Raw genomic sequence first — 19,587 nt, 5'->3', positions numbered from 1 at the left:
ATCACCTCATGCGTCGTCACCCGGGGTCGGGACCAGACCCGTCGCCAGGGTAATGGACGGCCACAGCCAGGCGCAGCGGCCCGGCGCGCCCTGGCCGGGCTGCAGGACGCCCGGGTCCGTCGGGTCGTCGGCGATCCGCTCGAGCAGGGACGCCGCGAGCTCGCCCGCGAGGACGGGCGCCGCGAACGACGTCCCGCTCCACGTCGCGAACCCGCCCTGGAACCCCTCGGGGTCGATCGTGGCGCGGTATCCCGGGCCCCACAGCTCCTGCACGTGGCGCGAGGGCGCGACGGCGCCGTCGATCGTGCGCGGGATCGTGGACACGAGGGCCGCGCCCGGGCGGGTGCACGTGATCCAGGGGCCGTCGTTGCTGAAGAGCGACACCGTCCCGTCGGGGTTCTCCGCACCGACCGTGAGGACCGGCGGCTCGTCGAGGAGCAGCGTCACCCCCTCGAGCGGCACGGGCGGCTCCGCCTTCCGGTTGATGCGGGGGGCGAACGCCGCGGGGTAGGTCGGGCGGGTCTGGCCGTCGTTGCCCGACGACACGACGACGACGACCCCGTACCGGCGCAGCGCGCGGATGAGCGCCCCGAACGGGGCGTCGAAGTCCGCGTCCTCCGGGCGCTCGTGGTAGTACCCGAGAGAGAGCACGAGGACGTCGATCGGCGCGTAGCCGTCGCGACCGGCCAGGCCGAGCACGTGCCACAGGAGCACGCGGCGCAGCGTCCGCAGCAGGTCGCGCTCGGGCACGATGCCCGACCCGCCGTAGAGGCGCGGGGCGAGGATGACGGCGTCCGGGCAGAGCTGGTGCACGAGGCCCGCGATGAACGTCCCGTGGCCCGCGACCGGGTCGAGCGGACCGGTCAGGGGCGAGACGGACACGCCGCCGATCTCCGGGTCCTCGTACGGGTACTCCGTCGGCGGCAGGGTCGACAGCGGCTGACCGAGCAGCTCGGGGTCGCGCACGACGATCGTGCCGCGCGTCTCGAGGTCGTCGTCGAACCACGGGTGCTCGCCGACGCCGGTGTCGAGCACGGCGACGACGGGGCGACGGACGCCGTCGCCCGCGACCCACGGCGTGTCCCCCGCGGGCAGCGCACGGCGCGGCACGGGCCCGATCCAGCTCACCGGCGTGCGGCCGCCCGAGCCCGGCAGGGAGTACTCCGCGGTGCCCGCGAAGGGGTGCGGCTGCGTGTAGGGATGGGGCTGGGTGTACGGGTGCGGCTGCGTGTAGGGATGAGGCTGGGTGTACGGGTGCGGCTGCGTGTACGGGAACGGCTGGGTGTACGGCTGGCCGCCGATGAACGGGGTCGGCGCGACCATGTGGTCGAGCGCGAGCCGCGGGCTGTGCCGGTCGTCCGGGCACAGTCGTCCGCTCAGCTCCTCGACGAGGCGCCAGGCGTCGGGGAGCTCCCCCTGCGTGTCGTCGCGGTAGCGCAGGCGCACGGAGTAGCCGAACGTGCGGAGCAGGTCGGTCGTCGTCTCCGGGTCGAGGTCGGCCTCGCGCACGAGCTCGGCGTCGTCGATGCTCTCCTGCTGCACCTCCACGCGAAGGCGGAGGCGCTCGGCCGCGCGCTCGAGCCACCGCAGGGAGCGGTTCCCCTCGCGGTCGAACGGCGACTCGGGGATGAGGATCCGGTCGCCCACGTACCAGGTCGGGTGCGGGGACTGCTGCCCGGCGCGACGCTGCGCGGCGACCGGGTCGATCGTGCGGGTGCGCCACTGGAGCCGGCTCGGCCGGTCACCGAAGAAGCCGGGGTCCGCCGCGGCGGGGGGCTCAGGGGTCTCGCTCACGTGCTCCTCCTCGGGAGATGACGTTCGTCCGGTGCCGCGCGCGTCGTCGTCGACGGGCGACCGCCCGCGCAGCGCTGCGCGGGGGGAAGGGTTTGCTGGTGCTGCGGTCGGTGGGCCGCGGGCGTCGCCCGCGGCCCACCGGGTGCTAGAGCTCGACGACCGGCGTGCTCACGGCACCGCCGGCGCCGTCGGCGCGGCGGACCACGAGGCTCGCCGGGCCGCGGTCGACGGCCTCGAAGACGAAGCGGCCGTCGTCGTCGCTCGTCGTCTCGCTCACCACGCCGGGGCGGTGCAGCTCGACGCGCAGCGCCGTCGCGGGGGCGGCCCAGCCGTCGATGCGGATGCGGCCGTCGTCCGTCGGGGACAGCGAGATCATCACCGTGACGGACTCGGACGTGAACGTGATCGTGCGCGCCTCGACGGGCGGCGCGTCGCCGCGCACGGACGTCGCGGGGGCCTGGACGTACTCCAGCTCCATGACCTCGGCCTCGAGCCCGGCGAGCGTGATCGCGAAGAGCGACCGCTCGACGAGGCCGTCCGGGACGGGGTCGATCTCCTCGGCGATCCGCGCGAGGTCGGCCAGGAGTGCGAGGTCGACGGCGTCGAGCGGCTCGTCGGGGCTGTGCGTCGGCTCGGTGCTCATGATGCTTCCCACGGTTCCCCCTGGTCGTCGATGATGTCGCGCAGCTTGGCGAGGCAGCGGCCCCGCGTGGAGCCGATGCTCCCGACGGGCATGCCGATGGCGGCCGAGATGGCCTTGTAGTCCGGACGGTCGGCGAGCGACACGAGGTGCAGGAGCTGGCGGCAGCGTTCCGGCAGCCGGTCGAGCGCGGCCCAGAGGGAGCGGTCGCGCTCGTTGCGGAGCACCTCGACCTCCGGCGTCGGGTCGCCCGACGGGAGCTCGGGGACGCCCTCGTCGGTGTCGTCCGGGAGCTCGGTGCGCCGTCGGGCCTCGTCGCGGTGCTTGCGCACGGCCTCCCAGGCCGCGCGCTTGGCCGTGATGAGCAGCCACTTGAGGACGGCGTGCGGCTCCTTGATGGTCATCGCGTTGCGCACGAGCGCGACCCACACCGTCTGGACGAGGTCGTCGGCCTGCTCGCGCTCCACGCCTTGCGCGCGCACCGTGTGCCACAGGAGGGGGGACGCCTCGCGGACGAAGTCCCCGAGCGCCTCCGGGCGGCCGTCGCGGTACTCCAGGAGCGCGAACGCGCCCCGGTCCCCCAGGCTGAGGCCCGGTTCGCCGGTGTCGGCCACCTCGTCGGTCGTTCTGGTCATGGGGCGCACTGTCCTCGGCACGCTCGTCCGGTCAGGCATCAGCGGGGGGTCCCCGGAAGCGCCTGATTCTACGGCCGGGCCGGTGGGGTCGACAACCATCGTCACTGGTCACACCCCTCCCGGCTCGTGCGGTTGCGTCGCATCTCGTCCCTCCGGCACACGGGCGGGAGCGTCCGGTCGGCGCTCCTCCACCCGGACGAGAGCGGCGGACCGCCCGTCTGATACATCGCGGTCTGCTCCGTCCGGAGCGATCCCGGTCCGGGACCCGCACCGGCGGACCCGTCCGGATCGCGCACCGCTCCGAACCCGGGGCGACGCGCGGAGAGGCCGCGCGACCACCGAGCGGAGACCACCATGACCTCGTCCCCGAACCGCCTGCTCGCAGCCGTCTTCGGCACCGTCTACCTGCTGGTCGGCCTCGCCGGCTTCGTCGTGACGTCGGGGGTCGGCTTCGCCGCCACCGAGGGCCGCAACCTCCTGCTGTTCGAGGTGAACCCCCTGCACAACATCGTCCACCTCGGCATCGGGGCGGCGCTGCTGCTCGCGTCGCGCAGCGTCCGGGCCGCGCGCGGCACGAACGTCGCGATCGGCGCGGTGTACCTCCTCGTCGGCGTGGTGGGGCTGTTCCTCGTCGACACCGGCGCCAACATCATCGCGCTCAACGGCGCCGACAACGTGCTGCACCTCGCCAGCGCGCTGCTGCTCCTCGGCGTCGGGCTCGCCGCGGACCGCGAGGACGCGGGCCGCGCCGTCACGGCATGACGACGCCCGTCCCGACCCGCCGCGTCGGCGCCGCGCTCGCGCTGCTCGGCGCCGGGATCGTCGACCTCGGGCTCGTCCGGGGCGCGTTCCCGGCGCCGTCCGGCCTGCTCGCGCTGGCCACCGGGGCCGGGGAGCTCGTCGTCGCGCTCGTGCTCCTCGCCCGCGGACCGCGGCCCGGGCGCCCGACGGCGGTCCCGCGCGTCGGGATCGCCCTGCTCCTCGTCGCGACCGTCGCCGGGGTGGCCGTGCCCGTCGTGTCCGGCGTGCCGCTCTCCGCGGGTGCGGCCGCCGCGGCCGCCCTGCGGGTCGCGTCGGCGTGCGTCCTCGCCCGACCGGCGCGCGTCCCCGCCGACGGCCCGCCGCCGCGCGCCGGGGCGCGGCTCGTCGCGCTCTTCTCGGTGTCCGTCGTGGTCGCCGCCGTCGCGACGTTCGGTCTCGGCGGGACCGACGCCGCGCGGCACGCCGTCCCGCACGGGTCCCACCTGCCCGCCCTGGGGCACCTGCCGGGTCACGGCCAGGCCCACGACGGCGGCCCCGGCACCGCGCCGTGAGGGCCCGACGGCGGCTGCGCCCGGAGCGGCGCCACGTCTTCCGGAGGGTACGAGTTCTCCCGTAACCGCGGGGCCCGAAGTTCGGGGGAATCCCTCATGCCGCGCGGAGGGCACCGGGCCTAGCGTCGGGAGCGACCCCTGCACCCACACCGCGGGTGCGGACCGGCGAGGCGCGACGACGCGCCCCGCCCGAGCACGAGGAGCACCTCCGTGAGAACAGTCCTCCCCGGCCGCACGCGCGGCCTCACCGGGCGCGCGCTGCGCGCCCTCGCCTCCGTCGTCGCCGCGGCGACCGTCGTCGCGGGCGGCGCGCTCGCCGCCGCGCCCGCGACCGCCGCGGCGCCGTCCGCCGCCCCCGCCGCTCCCGTGAGCGCCGCCGCGTCGTCGGGCAGCACGCAGTGGCTCACCGGCTACTGGCACAACTTCGACAACGGCTCCGTGACGATGCGCCTGTCCGAGGTCCCCCAGGCGTACAACCTCGTGGCGATCGCGTTCGCGGACAACCTCGCCGGGACCCCCGGCGGCATCACCTTCAACCTCGCGAGCGCGGAGCTCGGCGGCTACACCGAGGCCCAGTTCAAGGCCGACGTCGCGGCCATCCGGGCCCAGGGCCGCAAGGTCGTCATCTCCGTGGGCGGCGAGAAGGGGAACGTCATCGTCTCGAACGCGACCGAGGCGAAGAACTTCGCCGACACCACGTACGCGCTCATGCAGAAGTACGGGTTCGACGGCGTCGACATCGACCTCGAGCACGGCATCAACGCCACGTACATGTCGAGCGCCCTCCACCAGCTCGCGGCGAAGGTCGGTCCGAGCCTGATCCTCACCATGGCGCCGCAGACGATCGACTACCAGGCGACGAGCATGGGGTACTACCAGCTCACCCTCGCGATCAAGGACATCCTCACGATCGTCAACACCCAGTACTACAACTCCGGCTCGATGATGGGCTGCAACCAGCAGGTCTACTCGCAGGGCACGGTCGACTTCCTCACCGCGCTCACCTGCATCCAGCTCGAGATGGGCCTGCGCGCCGACCAGGTGGGCATCGGCGTCCCGGCCGTGCCGCGCGCCGCGGGCGGCGGCTACCAGCCGCTCGCGAACGTCGTCAAGGCCGTCGACTGCCTCGAGGTCGGCACCGGCTGCGGCGCCTTCAAGCCCGCGAAGCCGTACGGCAAGATCGGCGGCGTCATGACCTGGTCGATCAACTGGGACAAGACCAACGGCTACCAGGTCGCGTCCGTGATCGGCGGCCGCCTCGCGAGCGGTCCGACCACGCCCACGGAGCCGACCAACCCCACCGAGCCCACCAACCCCACCAACCCGACGAACCCCACCAACCCCGGGACCTGCACCGCGACCGCGTGGTCGGCCTCCGCCGTCTACACCGGTGGCGCCCGCGTCTCCCACCAGGGCCGCACCTACGAGGCCAAGTGGTGGACCACCAACGAGAACCCCGCGCAGAGCGGGCAGTGGGGCGTCTGGAAGGACCTCGGCGCCTGCTGACCCGGCCGGCGGACCCTCGGGCGACCTGCTGAGACGACGACGGCGCGGCACCCTGGTCGGGTGCCGCGCCGTCGTGCGTGGTGCGGACGGAGGACCGTCCGCGGGGAGGACTGCCGTCAGGCGGCGTCGTCCTCGAGCAGCTTCGTCGTCTTGGACTGGTCCAGCGGGATGCCGGGGCCCATCGTCGTCGTCAGCGTGGCCTTGGTGATGTACCGGCCCTTCGAGGACGACGGCTTGAGACGCAGGACCTCTTCGAGAGCCGCCGCGTAGTTCTCCACGAGCGCCTTCTCGTCGAACGAGACCTTGCCGATGATGAAGTGCAGGTTGCCGTGCTTGTCGACACGGAACTCGATCTTGCCGCCCTTGATGTCCGACACGGCCTTCGCCACGTCCATCGTCACGGTGCCGGTCTTCGGGTTCGGCATGAGACCACGGGGGCCCAGCACCTTGCCCAGACGACCGACCTTGCCCATGAGGTCCGGCGTCGCCACGGCGGCGTCGAAGTCGGTGTACCCACCGGCGACCTTCTCGATCAGGTCGTCGCCGCCGACCTCGTCGGCACCGGCCGCACGGGCCTCCTCCGCCTTCGCCGCGTTCGCGAAGACGATGACGCGGGCGGTCTTGCCCGTGCCGTGGGGGAGGTTGACCGTGCCACGGACCATCTGGTCCGCCTTGCGCGGGTCGACACCGAGGCGGAACGCGACCTCGACGGTCGCGTCGTACTTCACGGTCGACGTCTCCTTGGCGAGACGGATCGCCTCGAGCGGCGCGTAGAGACGCTCGCGGTCGATCTTCTCCTCGGCGTTGCGGTACGCCTTGCTGCGCGTTGCCATCTGCTTCTCCTTCTGCAGTCGTGGTCAGCGGGTCCGCGCGGACCCTGCCACTGCCGCCCACGGTCGTGGACGGACACTTCCGATGTTGCCACGCTCGGCCCGACGCATCGTCTGCTCGGGCCGAGCGCCGCTCACGCTCCGGCAGGACTCGCTGGCGCTCGTCCTACCTCCGCGCTCGCTCTGCTCAGCCCTCGACAGTGATGCCCATCGAGCGGGCCGTGCCGGCGATGATCTTCGACGCGGCGTCGAGGTCGTTCGCGTTGAGGTCCTCGAGCTTGGTCTGGGCGATCTCGCGCACCTGGTCCGCGGTGATCTTCGCGACCTTGGTGGTGTGCGGCGTCGCCGAGCCCTTCTGCACGCCCGCGGCCTTCTTGATGAGCTCCGCCGCCGGCGGGGTCTTCGTCACGAAGGTGAACGAGCGGTCCTCGTAGACCGTGATCTCGACGGGGATGACGTTGCCGCGCTGCGACTCGGTCGCCGCGTTGTAGGCCTTGCAGAACTCCATGATGTTCACACCGTGCTGACCGAGCGCGGGGCCGATCGGCGGCGCGGGCGTCGCCGCACCGGCCTGGATCTGGAGCTTGATGAGGCCGGAGACCTTCTTCTTGGGAGGCATGACTCTTCCCTGGCTTTCTTCTCGTGGGCCGACGCCGTGGGCGATGACCCGGTTGCAGTACTGCGCTCACGCGGGGCGGCTCGGGCCGCCCGCGCGTCAGATCTTGGCGACCTGGTTGAACGACAGCTCGACCGGGGTCTCCCGGCCGAAGATGGAGACGAGGACCTTGAGCTTCTGGTTCTCGACGTTGATCTCGGAGATCGTGGCGGGCAGCGTGTCGAACGGGCCGTCCGTGACGGTGACCGACTCGCCGACCGTGAAGTCGACCTCGACGGGAGCCTTCGCCGCGGCCTGCGCGGGCTTGCCGGCCTCCGGGGCGGGGGTGAGCATCGGCGCGAGCATCGAGAAGACCTCGTCGAGCGTCAGCGGCACCGGCTGGTGGGTGTGCCCGACGAAGCCGGTGACACCGGGCGTGTGGCGTACGGCGCCCCACGACTCGTCGGTGAGGTCCATGCGCACGAGGACGTAGCCGGGGATGCGCACGCGTCGGACGATCTTCTTCTGCGCGTTCTTGATCTCGGCCACCTCCTCCATGGGGACCTCGATCTGGAAGATGTAGTCCTCCATGTTCAGGCTCTGGATGCGGTTCTCCAGGTTGGCCTTCACACGGTTCTCGTAGCCCGCGTAGGAGTGGATGACGTACCAGTCGCCCGGCTGCGAGCGCAGCGTGCGCTTGAACTCCGCGACCGGGTCCTCGATGACGTCGCCGTCCTCGTCGGCCGGGCGGACCTCGTCGGCCTCGTCGTCGTCCGACGCGTCGTCGGTCTCGTCAGCGGCGTCGTCCGTCGCGTCGTCGTCGGTCTCGTCAGCGGCGTCGAGGGCCTCGTCGGCTCCGTCGACCGCCGGGACGTCCGTGGTCTCGTCGACGTCGTCCTGGGCACCCTCGGGCTGCGTCGGGTCGACGTTCTCCGTCTGGTCCAGCGACTCCTGGGACACGAACGAACCTGCTTTCTCAACGAACTGCTCGAAGACTTCTTCTGGAAGCGCCGACGGCGCCCCGAGAGGCGCCGGCTGCCGTGCTGACCCGGCCTGGCCGGGGAAGGTCGTGCGCTAGCCGAAGACCCACCGGACGGCCTGGCCGATCCCCAGGTCGAGGACGGTCACGAACGCCATGACCACGACCACGAAGACGAGGACCACCGTCGTGTAGGTGATGAGCTCGGACCGCGTCGGCGTGACGACCTTGCGGAGCTCGGCGACCACCTGGCGCACGAACAGGGCGATGCGCGCGAAGACGTTGGGCTTCTTGTCCGCGGACGGACCGCCCTTCTTCTTCACCTCGTCGGCGCGTGCACCGCCTGCGCCCACGGCCTCTGACGGCGATTCGCTCACTCGATCTTCCCCATCGCTCACGTACGGGACCTGCTCGAACCCTCGGTGCGACCCGGTGTCGGGCCGCGCGCGGATCCCGGGAAGGTCCCGCGAGAGCCACGCCGTGCAGGGTAGACAGGACTCGAACCTGCAACCTGCGGTTTTGGAGACCGCTGCGCTACCAATTGCGCCACTACCCTTCGTGCCGACGGCGCCTCGCACGGCCTCGCTCCCCGGACGAAAGTCGTCTCACGGGCGCGGACCAGCGTGGCGGGCGTCAACCACCGAGGGATCACTGTACGCGACGCGGCGCCCCTGGTCGAACCACCGTCCACCGATCGGTGGACACGAGGTCCGGACGAACGGGCGTCGCGGGCCGGGGCCCCGCGCCGACACGCTGGTCCCATGACGACGACACCCCTCCCCGCCGGCCCCCGCGGCGCCGGCTCCGGCCCCGGCGCCGGCGCCGGGCAGAGCGGACCGGCCGTGGACGTGCGCGGCCTGCGCAAGCGCTACGGCCCCAAGCAGGCCGTGGACGGCATCGACCTGCGCGTCGAGCGCGGCGAGATCTTCGCGGTCCTCGGCCCCAACGGCGCCGGGAAGACCACCACGGTCGAGATCCTCGAGGGCTTCCGTCGCCGGGACGCGGGCGAGGTCCGCGTGCTCGGTGAGGACCCCCAGTCCGCGGGCCGCGCCTGGCGCTCGCGCCTCGGCGTCGTCCTCCAGGACTCGCGCGACCAGGCCGAGCTCACGGTCGCCGAGCTCGTCCGGCACTTCGCGACGTTCTACCCGACGCCGCGGGACCCCGACGAGGTGATCGACGCCGTCGGGCTGCGGGAGAAGGCCCGCACGCGCACGCGCCAGCTCTCCGGCGGGCAGCGCCGACGGCTCGACGTCGCGCTGGGGATCGTCGGCCGGCCGGAGCTGCTGTTCCTCGACGAGCCCACGACGGGGTTCGACCCCCAGGCCCGCCGCGCGTTCTGGGCGCTCGTCCGGTCGCTGCGCGAGGACGGCACGACGATCCTGCTCACCACGCACTACCTCGACGAGGCGGCCTACCTGGCCGACCGCGCGGCCGTCGTGCGGTCGGGGCGGGTCGTCGCGCTCGACGCGCCCGACCGTCTCGGGGGCGCGGAGGCGCGCCGCCCCGTCGTGCGGTGGCTCGACGGCGGCACCCGGCGCTCCGAGCGCACGGACTCCCCCACGGCGGTCGTCGCGGCGCTCGCCGCGCGGTACCCCGACGGCGAGGTCCCCGGGCTCGAGGTGACACGCCCGAGCCTCGAGGACGTCTACCTCGAGCTCATCGGCGAGCCGGCCGCGTCGAGCGACCCGGCGCCCGCCCCCGACCGGCCCGGCGCACCCGCCGCGGCCCGCACGCCCGACGACGCGACCGTCGTCGTCCCCGAGGAGGCCCGACCGTGACCGTCGCCCCGACCACGCGCGCACCGCGCGCCGCCCTGCCCGGGCCCGCCCGCCTCGGCGTCGAGCGCACGCGCGCCGAGCTGCGCGGGTTCTTCCGCGAGCGCGACGCGGTCGTCTTCATCTTCACGTACCCGCTCATCATGCTCGCGATCTTCGCGACCGTGTTCGACGGACAGGACCAGGGCGACGCGGGCTACTCCGTGCCCTTCGCGCAGTACTTCCTGCCGGGCATGATCGCGACGGGCGTCATGCTCACGAGCTTCCAGTCGCTCGCGATCTCGATCGCGGTCGAGCGTGACGACGGCGCGCTCAAGCGCCTGCGCGCGACCCCGCTGCCCGCGTCGGCGTACTTCTACGGCAAGGTGGGCCTGGTCCTCGCGACCTCGATCGTGCAGACGGCGCTCCTGCTGCTCCTCGCGGCCGTCGTGTACGACGTCCCGATGCCCTGGGACATGCCCGACGCCGCGACCCGGCTCACGACGTTCGCGTGGGTGTTCGTGCTCGGGTGCGCCGCGGGCGCCGTGTGCGGGGTCGCGTTCTCGTCGCTGCCGCGCTCGGGCCGGTCCGCGACGGCGGTCGTCACGCCCGTCGTGCTCGTGCTGCAGTTCATCTCCGGGGTCTTCTTCGCGTTCTTCGCGCTGCCCGCGTGGATGCAGACCGTCGCCTCGGTGTTCCCGCTCAAGTGGATGGCGCAGGGCATGCGCTCGGTCTTCCTCCCCGAGCAGGCCGCGGCGCTCGAGCCGTCCGGGTCGTGGCAGCACGGCGCGACCGCTGCTGTACTGGTCGCATGGCTGGTCCTGGGGCTCGTGGTGGGCGCGCGGTCGTTCCGGTGGCGGCGCCGTGACGACGGCTGACCCGCCGTCGCCCGCGGGCGGGCTCCCGGCAGCCGGGGACCGGGCCGGGGGCGAGGACGGGGCCGGGGACGGTGCGGCCACGGCCCAGCTCGACGGCACGTGGGCGCGCGACGTGCGCTGGTGGGACGTGGCGTTCTACGTCATCGTCGTGCTCAGCGCGCTCGCGCTGCTCACCGCGGGCGTCGCCGGCACGGCCCTGCTCGTGTCGCTCGCCGCGCTCGGGACGATCCTCCTGGCCTACCTCGCGTGGGGGCGGCGCGCGGCCCGCACGCGCGCCCAGGTGCCGGCGCACCTCTACCTCGTCGTCGCGATCGCCGGGACGCTCGTCGTCGTCGGGCAGGACGCGCTCGGCACGCTGCTGCTGTTCGCCGTCTTCACGCAGATCTGGATGCTCTCGGAGCACCTCTGGGCGCAGGTCGTGCTGTGCGTCGTGCTCGCGGCGGGCACCGCGCTCGCGCTCGCGTTCGACCCGGCGACGGGGCGCGTCGAGCCCGACGAGCTCGCGAGCGCCGCGCCGCAGATGGGCGTCGCGCTCGCGTTCGCGCTGAGCCTCGGGCTGTGGACGGCGCACACGATGCGGCAGTCGGAGCGGCACGCGCGCCTCGTCGACGCGCTGCGCGCGACGCAGGCCGAGCTCGCGCGCTCGCACCACGAGGCGGGCGTGCTCGCGGAGCGCGAGCGGGTCGCCCAGGAGATCCACGACACGCTCGCCCAGGGGTTCACGAGCGTCGTCATGCTGGCGCAGGCCGCGGGCGCCGACCTGGACCGGGGCGCCCCGGACGCGGCGCGCGAGCGCCTCGCGCTCGTCGAGTCGACGGCGCGCGACAACCTCGCCGAGGCCCGCGCGTTGGTCGCGGCCTCCGCGCCGGCCCCGCTGCAGGGCAGCACGCTCGGGGAGGCGCTGCGCCGCCTCGCGACGCGCTTCACCGAGGAGACGGGGACGCGCACGGAGCTCGCGGCCGACGACGTCCCGGGGCTGTCGAGCGCCGAGGAGGTGGTCCTGCTGCGCTCGGCCCAGGAGGCGCTGACGAACGTGCGGCGCCACGCCGGGGCGGGCGCGGTGCGGGTCGTGCTGCGCCGCGACGCGGACGGGACCCTCCTGGAGGTGTGCGACGACGGTCGCGGGCTGCCCGCCGACGCGGCCGAGGGCTACGGTCTGCGAGGCATGCGCGAGCGCGTCGCCGCGGAGGGCGGCAGCCTCGAGGTCGGGCCCGCGCCGGGCGGGGGCACGCGCGTCGCGGTGCGGCTGCCCGCGACGGGCGTGGGCACGGGCCGGACGGCCCCGACGAGGCGAGGAGCGGTGCGGTGACGAGGACGACGGGCCGGGACGGCGCGGTGCGGGTGCTCGTGGTCGACGACCACCCGGTCGTGCGCTCGGGCATCGTGGGGATGCTGGCCGCCGAGCCCGACCTCGCGGTGGTCGGGGAGGCGGGCGACGGCGCGCAGGCGGTGGAGCTCGCGCGCGAGCTGGCGCCCGACGTCGTCCTCATGGACCTGCGGATGCCCGTGCTCGACGGCGTGGGCGCGACCGCGGCGATCCTCGGTGCACCGGGCCGTGGGCGCAGGGCGGCGGGGCCGCGCGTCGTCGTGCTGACGACCTACGAGACCGACGCCGACATCCTGCGGGCCGTCGAGGCGGGCGCCACCGGCTACCTGCTCAAGGACACGCCGCGCGAGGAGCTCGTCGCGGGCGTGCGCGCCGCGGCGCGGGGGCAGACGGTGCTGGCGCCGAGCGTCGCGACGCGGCTCGTGACGTCGGTGCGCGGGACGGAGCGGCTCACGGACCGGGAGGTCGAGGTGCTGCGGCTCGTGGCCCGCGGGCTGTCGAACGCGGCCGTCGGGCGCGAGCTGTTCATCGCCGAGGCGACCGTGAAGACGCACCTGCTGCGGGCCTTCGCCAAGCTCGGCGTGGACGACCGCACCGCGGCCGTGACGGTCGCGATGCAGCGCGGGTTCCTCCCCGGGGCGTGACGCGCGAGGGCGCCGTCGGCACCCCGACCTGCGGCGGGACCTGCGCCGTGGTCGGCCCGCGTCCGACGGCGGGCGCCGGGCGCCCGTGACAGACTCCCGCTGTGCGAGACCTGGCGACGCTCCCGAAGGCCCACCTGCACCTGCACTTCACGGGGTCCATGCGGCCCGACACGTTGCGCGACCTCGCCGCGCAGTACGGCGTGCGGCTCCCCCACGCGCTCGTCGACGGCGACCCGCTGCGCCTGCCGCCCACCGAGCGCGGCTGGTTCCGGTTCCAGCGCCTGTACGACGCGGCGCGCGCGTGCGTGCGGTCCGAGGCCGACATGCGGCGCATCGTGCTCGAGGCGGCGCAGGACGACGCCGCGGAGGGGTCGGGGCGACTCGAGATCCAGGTGGACCCGACGTCCTACGCGCCGTTCGTCGGGGGCATCACCCCGGCCGTGGAGATCGTGCTCGACGCCGCCCGGTCCGCGAGCGCCGCGACGGGGACGGAGGTCGCGGTGGTCGTCGCGGCGTCGCGCACGCGGCACCCGCTCGACGCGCGGACCCTCGCGCGGCTCGCGGCGCAGTACGCGGGCGAGGGCGCGGGCGAGGTCGTGGGGTTCGGTCTGAGCAACGACGAGCGGCGCGGGGACACGGCCGAGTTCGCGCGCGCGTTCGCGATCGCGCGACGGGCGGGGCTCGCGTCGGTGCCCCACGGCGGCGAGCTCTTGGGCCCCGGCCACGTGCACGAGGTCGTGCGCGAGCTGGTCCCGGACCGCCTGGGCCACGGGGTGCGGTCGGCGGAGGACCGGCGCGTCCTCGACGACGTGGTGGACCGGGGGATCGCGCTGGAGGTGTGCCCGGCGTCGAACGTCTCGCTCGGCGTCTACGAGGAGGCGGGGCAGGTCCCGCTCGGCGCGCTCGTCGACGCGGGCGCGCAGGTCGCGCTCGGCGCGGACGACCCGCTGCTGTTCGGGTCCCGGCTCGTCGGGCAGTACGAGACGGCGCGGCGCGAGCACGGGTTCTCCGACGCGGAGCTCGCCGACCTCGCGCGGTCGTCGATCCGAGCGAGCCGGGCGTCGTCGGGCACCAAGCGACGGCTGCTCGCGGGCGTGGACGACTGGCTCGCGGCGGGCTGACGCCCGCGTGCGCGCGGGCCGCCGGAGATCGGCGGACCGCCGCGTGGGGTCACGCGCGCGTCGCGACGACGAAGACGCGACGGAACGGCAGGAGCGTGCCTGCGCCGCGCTCCGGGTACGCGTCCCGCAGCGCGGCGGCGTACTGCACGACGAACGCGTCGCGCAGGTCGTCGGGGAGGGCCTGGAGCACCGGACGGGCGCCCGTCGCGGAGACCCAGCGCAGCACGGGGTCCGGGCCGTGGAGCACGTGGAGGTACGTCGTCTCCCAGGCGTCGACGGCCCAGCCGAGCGTGGTCAGCGCGTCCAGGTAGACCTCGGGGTCGTGCGCCGCGGGGCGCTCGACGCCCGCGGCGTGCGTCGCGTACGGGGGTCGGGCGGCGAGCTCGCGCAGGAGCCGGTGGCTCGGCGCGTCGTGGTTGCCGGGGACGGAGAACGCGAGCGCGCCGTCCGGGGCGACGTGGTCGGCGAGCCGGGGAAGCAGGTCGAGGTGACCGGGCACCCACTGGAGCGTCGCGTTGCTCACGAGGACGTCGGCGGGCGCGGGCGGCGCCCACGAGCGCACGTCCGCGAGCTCGTACCGCACCCAGGGGGCGGACGCGTCACGCCGGGCGGTGGCCACCATGGCCGGCGACGCGTCGATGCCGGTGATCGCGGCGTCGGGCCAGCGCGCGTGCAGGAGCGGGGTCAGGTGGCCGGGGCCGGACCCCAGGTCGACGACCGTGCGCGCGTCGACGGGGACGCGTGCCACGAGGTCGGCCATCGGGCGCGTGCGCTCGTCGGCGTGGCGGAGGTAGAGGGCAGGGTCCCAGTCGCGTGGCATGACGGCTCCGTCCTGTCGCAGTATCTAGACGTCAACAATCTTGACATCAAGGTACACACGTCCTCCCGGCTCGTCGCGCGGACTCTCATGTGCGTCTCATCCGGCTCTCCGATACTGGGTCCATGACTCGCCGGACCGTCGCGTGGCTCGTGGGGGCGCTCGTGCTCGTCCTCGCCGGCGCCGCCGCGGCGGGCGCGCTCGCCGCGCGGCCGCAGGACCGCGACGTCGGCGTGGCCGTCGTCGTGACGCCCGCTCCCCCGGCCGCGACCCCGACGACGCCGGCCCCGACGCCCAGCCCGACCGACGACGACGGTGACGGCGACGACACGGACGACGACCGCGTCACGCCCGCCCCGCCGTCGAGCGACGACGACCGGGACGACGACTCGGACGACGACTCGGGCGACGACCCCGACGACGACGCGACCGACGACCAGGACGACGACCGCGACGGCCCCGACCGGGGCGACGGGTGAGGCGCCGGGCGCGCGGCGCGGGACTCACGGTCCGCACCCGGATGCTCGCGGCGTTCCTCGGCCTGTCCGCCCTCGCGCTCCTCCTCGCGGGCGGCGCGGCGTGGTTCCTGCAGCGCGGACAGCTCGACGCGCGCATCGACGAGAGCCTCGTGCGGAGCGCGAACGAGCTGCGGCGGATCGCGGGCTCCGGCGTGAACCCCGTGACGGGCGAGCCGTTCCGGTCCGCCGAGGACGTCGTCGTCGCGTCGATCCAGCTCACCGTGCCCGCGCAGAACGAGGGCGTGCTCGGGCTGCGCGAGGGTCGCACGCCGCTCGTGTCGCAGCAGGACGTGCGCCTGCGCCTCGAGGAGGACGCCGAGCTCGTCGCCGCGCTGTCGCCGCTCGTGGCGGGCGACCACGTGGTGCTGCGCTCGGTCGGGACGGCGACCGCGGACTACCGCGCGCTCGTCGCACCTGTGCGCGCGACCGGGGCGGACGGCGCCGGGCCCCCCGCGGCGCTCGTCCTCGCCTACGACCGCTCGGCGGAGCACGCCGAGTTCGCCCAGGTCTTCCGCACGTACGCCGTCGTCGCGCTCGGCGCGCTCGTGCTCATCGGCGTCGTCGGCTGGGTCGTGGCCGGCCGGCTCCTGCTCCCGATCCGCACGCTCTCGCGCACCGCGCAGCGCATCGGCGAGACCGACCTCTCCGCGCGGATCCCGGTCACGGGCAACGACGACCTCTCCGACCTGTCCCGCACCGTGAACGGCATGCTCGACCGGCTCGAGGGCGCGTTCGACTCGCAGCGCCGGCTCATCGACGACGTCGGGCACGAGCTGCGCACGCCCCTCACCGTGGTGCGGGGTCACCTCGAGCTCATGGACCCGCACGACGCGACCGACGCGACCGAGACGCGCGACCTCGCGCTCGACGAGCTCGACCGCATGAACCGCCTCGTGGACGACCTCGTGACGCTCGCGACCGCCGGGCGCCCGGACTTCGTGCGCCCCCTCGACACGGACCTCGGACGGCTGCTCGACGACGTCCACGACAAGGTCCGCACGCTCGGCGACCGGCGGTGGCTCGTCGACGCGCGCGCGGACGTCGCGGTGCGGGCCGACGCGCAGCGCCTCACGCAGGCGCTCCTGCAGCTCGCGGCCAACGCGGTGAAGTTCTCGGCGCCCGGGTCAGCCGTCGCGCTCGGCTCGGCCGTGTCCGACGACGGCGCGCGCGTGCGCGTCTGGGTCCGCGACGAGGGCGTCGGGATCGCCCCCGAGCAGCAGGAACGGATCTTCGAGCGGTTCGCGCAGGCCACCACGCCCGGCGCGGCGCACCCCGAGGGTGCCGGGCTGGGGCTCGCGATCGTCGCGGCGATCGCCGACGGCCACGGCGGCCGCGTCCACGTCGCCTCGACGCCTGGCGTCGGGTCGACGTTCACGCTCGACCTGCCGCTCGTGCCGGTCCCGGGAGCGGCCCCCGCGACGACCGACGCCGCGACCCCGTACGGGGCGACCGCGCCGACCGCACCCACGGCGCCGTCCGCCGCGACCCCCGAGCTGCCGCCGGACACGCCGGACACGCCGCCGACCAGCCCGGGGGCGGGCTCCGAGACCCGCCCCCGGACCGGCACCCGGACCGGCACCGATAACGGCGCCGACAACGGCGCCCCGAGCAGCACCGAGACCGGAACCGACCCCGACGGAAGGACCACCCGGTGAGCCAGATCCTCGTCGCCGAGGACGAGACCCGCATCGCGTCGTTCGTGGCCAAGGGGCTGCGCGCCGCGGGCTACGCGAGCACCACGGTCGCGACGGGCCGCGAGGCGTTCGACCTCGCGAGCAGCGGCGACTTCGCGCTCCTCGTGCTCGACCTCGGCCTGCCGGACCAGGACGGCTTCACCGTGCTGCGCCGGCTGCGGGAGACCGGGAACGCGATCCCCGTCATCATCCTCACGGCGCGCACGTCGGTCACGGACACCGTCGCCGGGCTCGAGGGCGGCGCCGACGACTACATGGCCAAGCCGTTCCGCTTCGAGGAGCTCCTCGCGCGCATCCGGCTCCGGCTGCGCAGCGAGCCCGCGGGCGAGGTCACGGTGCTCACGCACGGTGCGCTGAGCCTGGACCTGCGCACTCGGCGGGCCCGGACGTCCGACCGCGAGGTCGACCTCTCCGCGCGCGAGTTCGCGCTCGCCGAGGCGTTCCTGCGCAACCCCGGCCAGGTCCTCAGCCGCGAGCAGCTCCTCTCGCGCGTGTGGGGTTACGACTTCGACCCCGGCTCCAACGTCGTCGACGTGTACGTGCGGTACCTGCGCAACAAGCTCGGCGCGGAGCACTTCGTCACCGTGCGCGGGATGGGCTACCGCCTCGCGGACGCGCCGCGGCGCTCCTGAACCGACGACGACGCCCGCCCCGGGGGCCGGGGCGGGCGTCGTGGGGGCGCGGGCGGCGAGGCCCGGGCCGGGTCAGGTCGCCGACTGCGGCGACGGCGGCGTCACCGGGCTGGCCGGCGTGCTCGCCGTCTGCGCGGTGCCCGCGGTGTCGGCCGTCGGGGCGGTGCTCGCGGTGTTCGCCGTCTGGCTCGTCACGGCGGAGGCCGCCGTCGTGGGCGACGCGGACGTGTTCGCGGAGCCCGCGGTGACCGTCGTGATCGACGTCCCGTTCTGGACGTCCGTCGGGCTCGGGGTGGCCGACGCGGTCGCCGCGGCCGTCGCGGCGTCGGACGTCGTCACCTCGACCGACGGGGAGACGACCGCCTCGTCGGGGGCGTCGAGCGCGCCCTGGGCGGCCGCCATCGTGGCCCCGAGACCGACCGCGCCGAGCGCCCCGGTGACGATCCATGCACTGCGTGCCTTCATGGTGCTTCTCCTTCGTCCGATGGTGCGCACGACCCCTCGGCCGTGCAGGTCTCGAGCCTCCCGCTCACGCGTGAGACTCCGAGGAGGTCGTCATGAGAGTGCTCTCAGGAACCGGCAGCAGCCCGTCGGCGACCGCGAGCCAGGCCTCCGCGAGCTCGCGCGAGCCCGCGCCCGGCACGAGCGACAGCACGACGCCCGCGGCCCGGGCGCGCAGCCCCACCGGGTCGACGGCGGTCCCGAACACCGCGAGGCACCGCTCGACGAGCCCGCCCACGCCCCCGTACACGGTCGGCGCGAGCGCGGGCAGGACGGCGAGGTGCCCGACGAGGCACGCGAGGTCGTCCACGCGGTGGCCCGGCCCGAGCGTGTCCACGTCGAGCAGCGCGGCCACGCGCGGCCGGGCCGTCGCCCCCGGGACGTCGACGGCGCCCGGGCCCGCGGCGAGCAGGACGTTCGCCTCGTAGAAGTCGCCGTGCGTCGCCACGACGGGGCCCGGGTCGCGCGTCGCGACCGCGTCCCCGACGCCGCGCGCCACGTGCCGCACCCGCTCGGCGTCGAGACCGTGGACCGCGAGCGCCGACGTCGCGTAGTGCTCCACGCGCTCCGCCCACGCGGGCCGACGGCGCAGCGTCGTCGCGCGCTCCGGCAGCGCGTCGAGCGCACGGAGCAGCTCGCGCGGGTCGATCGCGCCGGGCTGCGCGGCCGGCCCCGACGCCGCGAGGTGCTGCGCGAGCGACGGGCCGCGCGCCTCCTCGAGGACCACGAGGCCGTCGTCGTCCCGGGCGAGGCACCGCGGGGCGCGCACGGACCCGTCCTGGAGGAGGTCGTGGCGGCGCGCGAGCGCGCGCGCCCGGCCGGGCCGGACGACCTTGACGTAGAGCGTGCGCGAGGGGGTCCGGACGCGGAGCACGGCGCGCCGCAGCGGCCGGTAGGCGACCATCGCCACGGACTCGACGGACTCGCCCGGGGCGAGCACGCCCGCGTCGTCCAGGCGGCGCGTGAGCCCGGGCGCGTCGCACGCCGCGGCGAGCGCGGGCAGCGCCGGGTCGGCCGGGTGCCGCCACACGTGCACGACGCGCGGCCCGTCCTCCAGGCGCGCGACGCCCGGCCCGACGGCGTCCGGCGGCAGGGGCGCCGTCGTGGCGAGCAGGTACGCGGTCGCGTCGACGGTCGCCACCGCCCCGCCGGGCCGCGCCGGGAGCGTGCGGCGCGCGACGACGTCGTACCCGACGGTGACCTCCGCGCCGGGGCGCGCGTGCACCTGGTGCACGCGCCACGTGCCGAGCGCGGCGCCGTCGGCCCCGAGCGCCGCGTCGAGGAGGCCGCCCGCGTCGGGACCGGTGAGCAGGTCGAGCCAGGCGCGCTGGTCGGGGACGGCGGGGGCGATCGTCATGCGCCCAGGGCACCGTGCGCGCGTGGAACGGGGGTGAGAGCCCGATGAGAGT

The 19,587-nt window shown here is 75.0% G+C and carries 21 protein-coding genes and 1 tRNA gene; 11 read left to right on the top strand and 11 right to left on the bottom strand.

Annotated elements, in window-relative coordinates:
* Positions 1-6: 6 nt before the first annotated feature.
* The 3 genes from RSE42_RS05085 to RSE42_RS05075 form a co-directional block, all read right to left on the bottom strand.
* Positions 7-1,794: a S8 family serine peptidase gene (locus RSE42_RS05085; RefSeq protein ID WP_415298053.1), complete on the bottom strand. Its 1,788-nt coding sequence runs from the start codon at positions 1,792-1,794 to the stop codon at positions 7-9.
* A 145-nt stretch (positions 1,795-1,939) separates the two neighbouring features.
* Positions 1,940-2,437, bottom strand: a complete 498-nt coding sequence (locus tag RSE42_RS05080; RefSeq protein WP_034653625.1) for a hypothetical protein — start codon at positions 2,435-2,437, stop codon at positions 1,940-1,942.
* Positions 2,434-3,069 carry an RNA polymerase sigma factor gene (locus tag RSE42_RS05075; RefSeq protein ID WP_415298051.1) on the bottom strand — a complete coding sequence of 212 codons (636 nt, stop codon included), beginning with the start codon at positions 3,067-3,069 and terminating at the stop codon, positions 2,434-2,436. Before RSE42_RS05075 ends, RSE42_RS05080 begins: the two co-directional genes overlap by 4 nt.
* 354 nt (positions 3,070-3,423) lie before the next feature.
* Between RSE42_RS05075 and RSE42_RS05070 the strand changes: the two genes are divergently transcribed.
* The 3 genes from RSE42_RS05070 to RSE42_RS05060 all read left to right on the top strand — a co-directional run bounded on the left by RSE42_RS05070 (position 3,424) and on the right by RSE42_RS05060 (position 5,888).
* Positions 3,424-3,831, top strand: a complete 408-nt coding sequence (locus tag RSE42_RS05070) for a DUF4383 domain-containing protein (protein WP_021483202.1) — start codon at positions 3,424-3,426, stop codon at positions 3,829-3,831.
* Positions 3,828-4,382, top strand: coding sequence for a hypothetical protein (locus RSE42_RS05065; protein WP_415298050.1), 555 nt, complete (start codon positions 3,828-3,830; stop codon positions 4,380-4,382). Before RSE42_RS05070 ends, RSE42_RS05065 begins: the two co-directional genes overlap by 4 nt.
* Positions 4,383-4,592: 210 nt before the next feature.
* Positions 4,593-5,888, top strand: a complete 1,296-nt coding sequence (locus RSE42_RS05060) for a glycosyl hydrolase family 18 protein (RefSeq protein WP_415298048.1) — start codon at positions 4,593-4,595, stop codon at positions 5,886-5,888.
* 116 nt (positions 5,889-6,004) lie between these two features.
* Here the strand turns inward: RSE42_RS05060 and rplA are convergent, their stop codons facing one another.
* The 5 genes from rplA to RSE42_RS05035 form a co-directional block, all read right to left on the bottom strand.
* Positions 6,005-6,721 carry a 50S ribosomal protein L1 gene (gene rplA / locus RSE42_RS05055; protein ID WP_034653773.1) on the bottom strand — a complete coding sequence of 239 codons (717 nt, stop codon included), beginning with the start codon at positions 6,719-6,721 and terminating at the stop codon, positions 6,005-6,007.
* A 184-nt stretch (positions 6,722-6,905) separates the two neighbouring features.
* Positions 6,906-7,337 carry a 50S ribosomal protein L11 gene (gene rplK / locus RSE42_RS05050; RefSeq protein WP_021482529.1) on the bottom strand — a complete coding sequence of 144 codons (432 nt, stop codon included), beginning with the start codon at positions 7,335-7,337 and terminating at the stop codon, positions 6,906-6,908.
* Between the two features lie 96 nt (positions 7,338-7,433).
* Positions 7,434-8,273: a transcription termination/antitermination protein NusG gene (gene nusG, locus RSE42_RS05045; RefSeq protein ID WP_389299356.1), complete on the bottom strand. Its 840-nt coding sequence runs from the start codon at positions 8,271-8,273 to the stop codon at positions 7,434-7,436.
* Between the two features lie 114 nt (positions 8,274-8,387).
* Positions 8,388-8,669 carry a preprotein translocase subunit SecE gene (gene secE / locus RSE42_RS05040; RefSeq protein ID WP_031316181.1) on the bottom strand — a complete coding sequence of 94 codons (282 nt, stop codon included), beginning with the start codon at positions 8,667-8,669 and terminating at the stop codon, positions 8,388-8,390.
* A gap of 106 nt (positions 8,670-8,775) precedes the next feature.
* Positions 8,776-8,848, bottom strand: a tRNA-Trp gene (locus RSE42_RS05035).
* A gap of 205 nt (positions 8,849-9,053) precedes the next feature.
* On the opposite strand from RSE42_RS05035, the gene RSE42_RS05030 reads away from it, so the two are divergent.
* The 5 genes from RSE42_RS05030 (at position 9,054) to RSE42_RS05010 (ending at position 14,016) form a co-directional block, all read left to right on the top strand.
* On the top strand, positions 9,054-10,070 hold the full coding sequence (locus RSE42_RS05030; protein ID WP_085388403.1) for an ABC transporter ATP-binding protein: 1,017 nt from the start codon (positions 9,054-9,056) through the stop codon (positions 10,068-10,070).
* Positions 10,067-10,924 (top strand): ABC transporter permease, encoded by an 858-nt coding sequence (locus RSE42_RS05025; protein WP_043656145.1) that lies wholly within the window; start codon positions 10,067-10,069, stop codon positions 10,922-10,924. Before RSE42_RS05030 ends, RSE42_RS05025 begins: the two co-directional genes overlap by 4 nt.
* Positions 10,911-12,233, top strand: coding sequence for a sensor histidine kinase (locus RSE42_RS05020; protein WP_085388404.1), 1,323 nt, complete (start codon positions 10,911-10,913; stop codon positions 12,231-12,233). The genes RSE42_RS05025 and RSE42_RS05020 overlap by 14 nt, the downstream gene beginning before the upstream one ends.
* Complete coding sequence (locus tag RSE42_RS05015; protein WP_255438041.1) at positions 12,230-12,895, top strand: response regulator; 666 nt, start codon at positions 12,230-12,232, stop codon at positions 12,893-12,895. The genes RSE42_RS05020 and RSE42_RS05015 overlap by 4 nt, the downstream gene beginning before the upstream one ends.
* A 101-nt stretch (positions 12,896-12,996) precedes the next feature.
* Positions 12,997-14,016, top strand: coding sequence for an adenosine deaminase (locus RSE42_RS05010; protein ID WP_086148967.1), 1,020 nt, complete (start codon positions 12,997-12,999; stop codon positions 14,014-14,016).
* A 49-nt stretch (positions 14,017-14,065) separates the two neighbouring features.
* Here the strand turns inward: RSE42_RS05010 and RSE42_RS05005 are convergent, their stop codons facing one another.
* Positions 14,066-14,836 (bottom strand): methyltransferase domain-containing protein, encoded by a 771-nt coding sequence (locus tag RSE42_RS05005; protein ID WP_415298044.1) that lies wholly within the window; start codon positions 14,834-14,836, stop codon positions 14,066-14,068.
* A 122-nt stretch (positions 14,837-14,958) separates the two neighbouring features.
* Between RSE42_RS05005 and RSE42_RS05000 the strand changes: the two genes are divergently transcribed.
* From RSE42_RS05000 to RSE42_RS04990, 3 genes are read left to right on the top strand one after another with little or no spacing between them, the layout of a single operon-like run.
* Positions 14,959-15,312 carry a hypothetical protein gene (locus tag RSE42_RS05000; protein ID WP_137280098.1) on the top strand — a complete coding sequence of 118 codons (354 nt, stop codon included), beginning with the start codon at positions 14,959-14,961 and terminating at the stop codon, positions 15,310-15,312.
* A 41-nt stretch (positions 15,313-15,353) separates the two neighbouring features.
* Positions 15,354-17,006: a sensor histidine kinase gene (locus RSE42_RS04995; protein ID WP_415298042.1), complete on the top strand. Its 1,653-nt coding sequence runs from the start codon at positions 15,354-15,356 to the stop codon at positions 17,004-17,006.
* Positions 17,003-17,677, top strand: coding sequence for a response regulator transcription factor (locus tag RSE42_RS04990; RefSeq protein ID WP_034654727.1), 675 nt, complete (start codon positions 17,003-17,005; stop codon positions 17,675-17,677). The genes RSE42_RS04995 and RSE42_RS04990 overlap by 4 nt, the downstream gene beginning before the upstream one ends.
* 72 nt (positions 17,678-17,749) lie before the next feature.
* On the opposite strand, the gene RSE42_RS04985 is transcribed toward RSE42_RS04990, so the two are convergent.
* Together RSE42_RS04985 and RSE42_RS04980 are read right to left on the bottom strand one after the other, a co-directional pair.
* Positions 17,750-18,142, bottom strand: a complete 393-nt coding sequence (locus RSE42_RS04985; RefSeq protein ID WP_415298040.1) for a hypothetical protein — start codon at positions 18,140-18,142, stop codon at positions 17,750-17,752.
* A 64-nt stretch (positions 18,143-18,206) separates the two neighbouring features.
* Positions 18,207-19,535 (bottom strand): aminoglycoside phosphotransferase family protein, encoded by a 1,329-nt coding sequence (locus RSE42_RS04980; RefSeq protein WP_415298038.1) that lies wholly within the window; start codon positions 19,533-19,535, stop codon positions 18,207-18,209.
* Positions 19,536-19,587: the final 52 nt, after the last annotated feature.

Origin of the sequence: Cellulosimicrobium sp. SJTW-1 (assembly GCF_047716875.1) — a bacterium.
Lineage (GTDB): Bacteria > Actinomycetota > Actinomycetes > Actinomycetales > Cellulomonadaceae > Cellulosimicrobium > Cellulosimicrobium funkei.
The sequence above is the reverse complement of the archived record's forward strand: the minus strand, read 5'-3'. Positions and strand labels throughout refer to the sequence as shown.

Coding starts and splice junctions, on each gene's coding strand:
- RSE42_RS05080 (WP_034653625.1), bottom strand. CDS start 2,437: ATGAGCACCGAGCCGACGCACAGCCCCGACGAGCCGCTCGACGCCGTC.
- RSE42_RS05075 (WP_415298051.1), bottom strand. CDS start 3,069: ATGACCAGAACGACCGACGAGGTGGCCGACACCGGCGAACCGGGCCTC.
- RSE42_RS05070 (WP_021483202.1), top strand. CDS start 3,424: ATGACCTCGTCCCCGAACCGCCTGCTCGCAGCCGTCTTCGGCACCGTC.
- RSE42_RS05065 (WP_415298050.1), top strand. CDS start 3,828: ATGACGACGCCCGTCCCGACCCGCCGCGTCGGCGCCGCGCTCGCGCTG.
- rplA (WP_034653773.1), bottom strand. CDS start 6,721: ATGGCAACGCGCAGCAAGGCGTACCGCAACGCCGAGGAGAAGATCGAC.
- rplK (WP_021482529.1), bottom strand. CDS start 7,337: ATGCCTCCCAAGAAGAAGGTCTCCGGCCTCATCAAGCTCCAGATCCAG.
- RSE42_RS05030 (WP_085388403.1), top strand. CDS start 9,054: ATGACGACGACACCCCTCCCCGCCGGCCCCCGCGGCGCCGGCTCCGGC.
- RSE42_RS05005 (WP_415298044.1), bottom strand. CDS start 14,836: ATGCCACGCGACTGGGACCCTGCCCTCTACCTCCGCCACGCCGACGAG.
- RSE42_RS05000 (WP_137280098.1), top strand. CDS start 14,959: ATGACTCGCCGGACCGTCGCGTGGCTCGTGGGGGCGCTCGTGCTCGTC.
- RSE42_RS04995 (WP_415298042.1), top strand. CDS start 15,354: ATGCTCGCGGCGTTCCTCGGCCTGTCCGCCCTCGCGCTCCTCCTCGCG.
- RSE42_RS04985 (WP_415298040.1), bottom strand. CDS start 18,142: ATGAAGGCACGCAGTGCATGGATCGTCACCGGGGCGCTCGGCGCGGTC.
- RSE42_RS04980 (WP_415298038.1), bottom strand. CDS start 19,535: ATGACGATCGCCCCCGCCGTCCCCGACCAGCGCGCCTGGCTCGACCTG.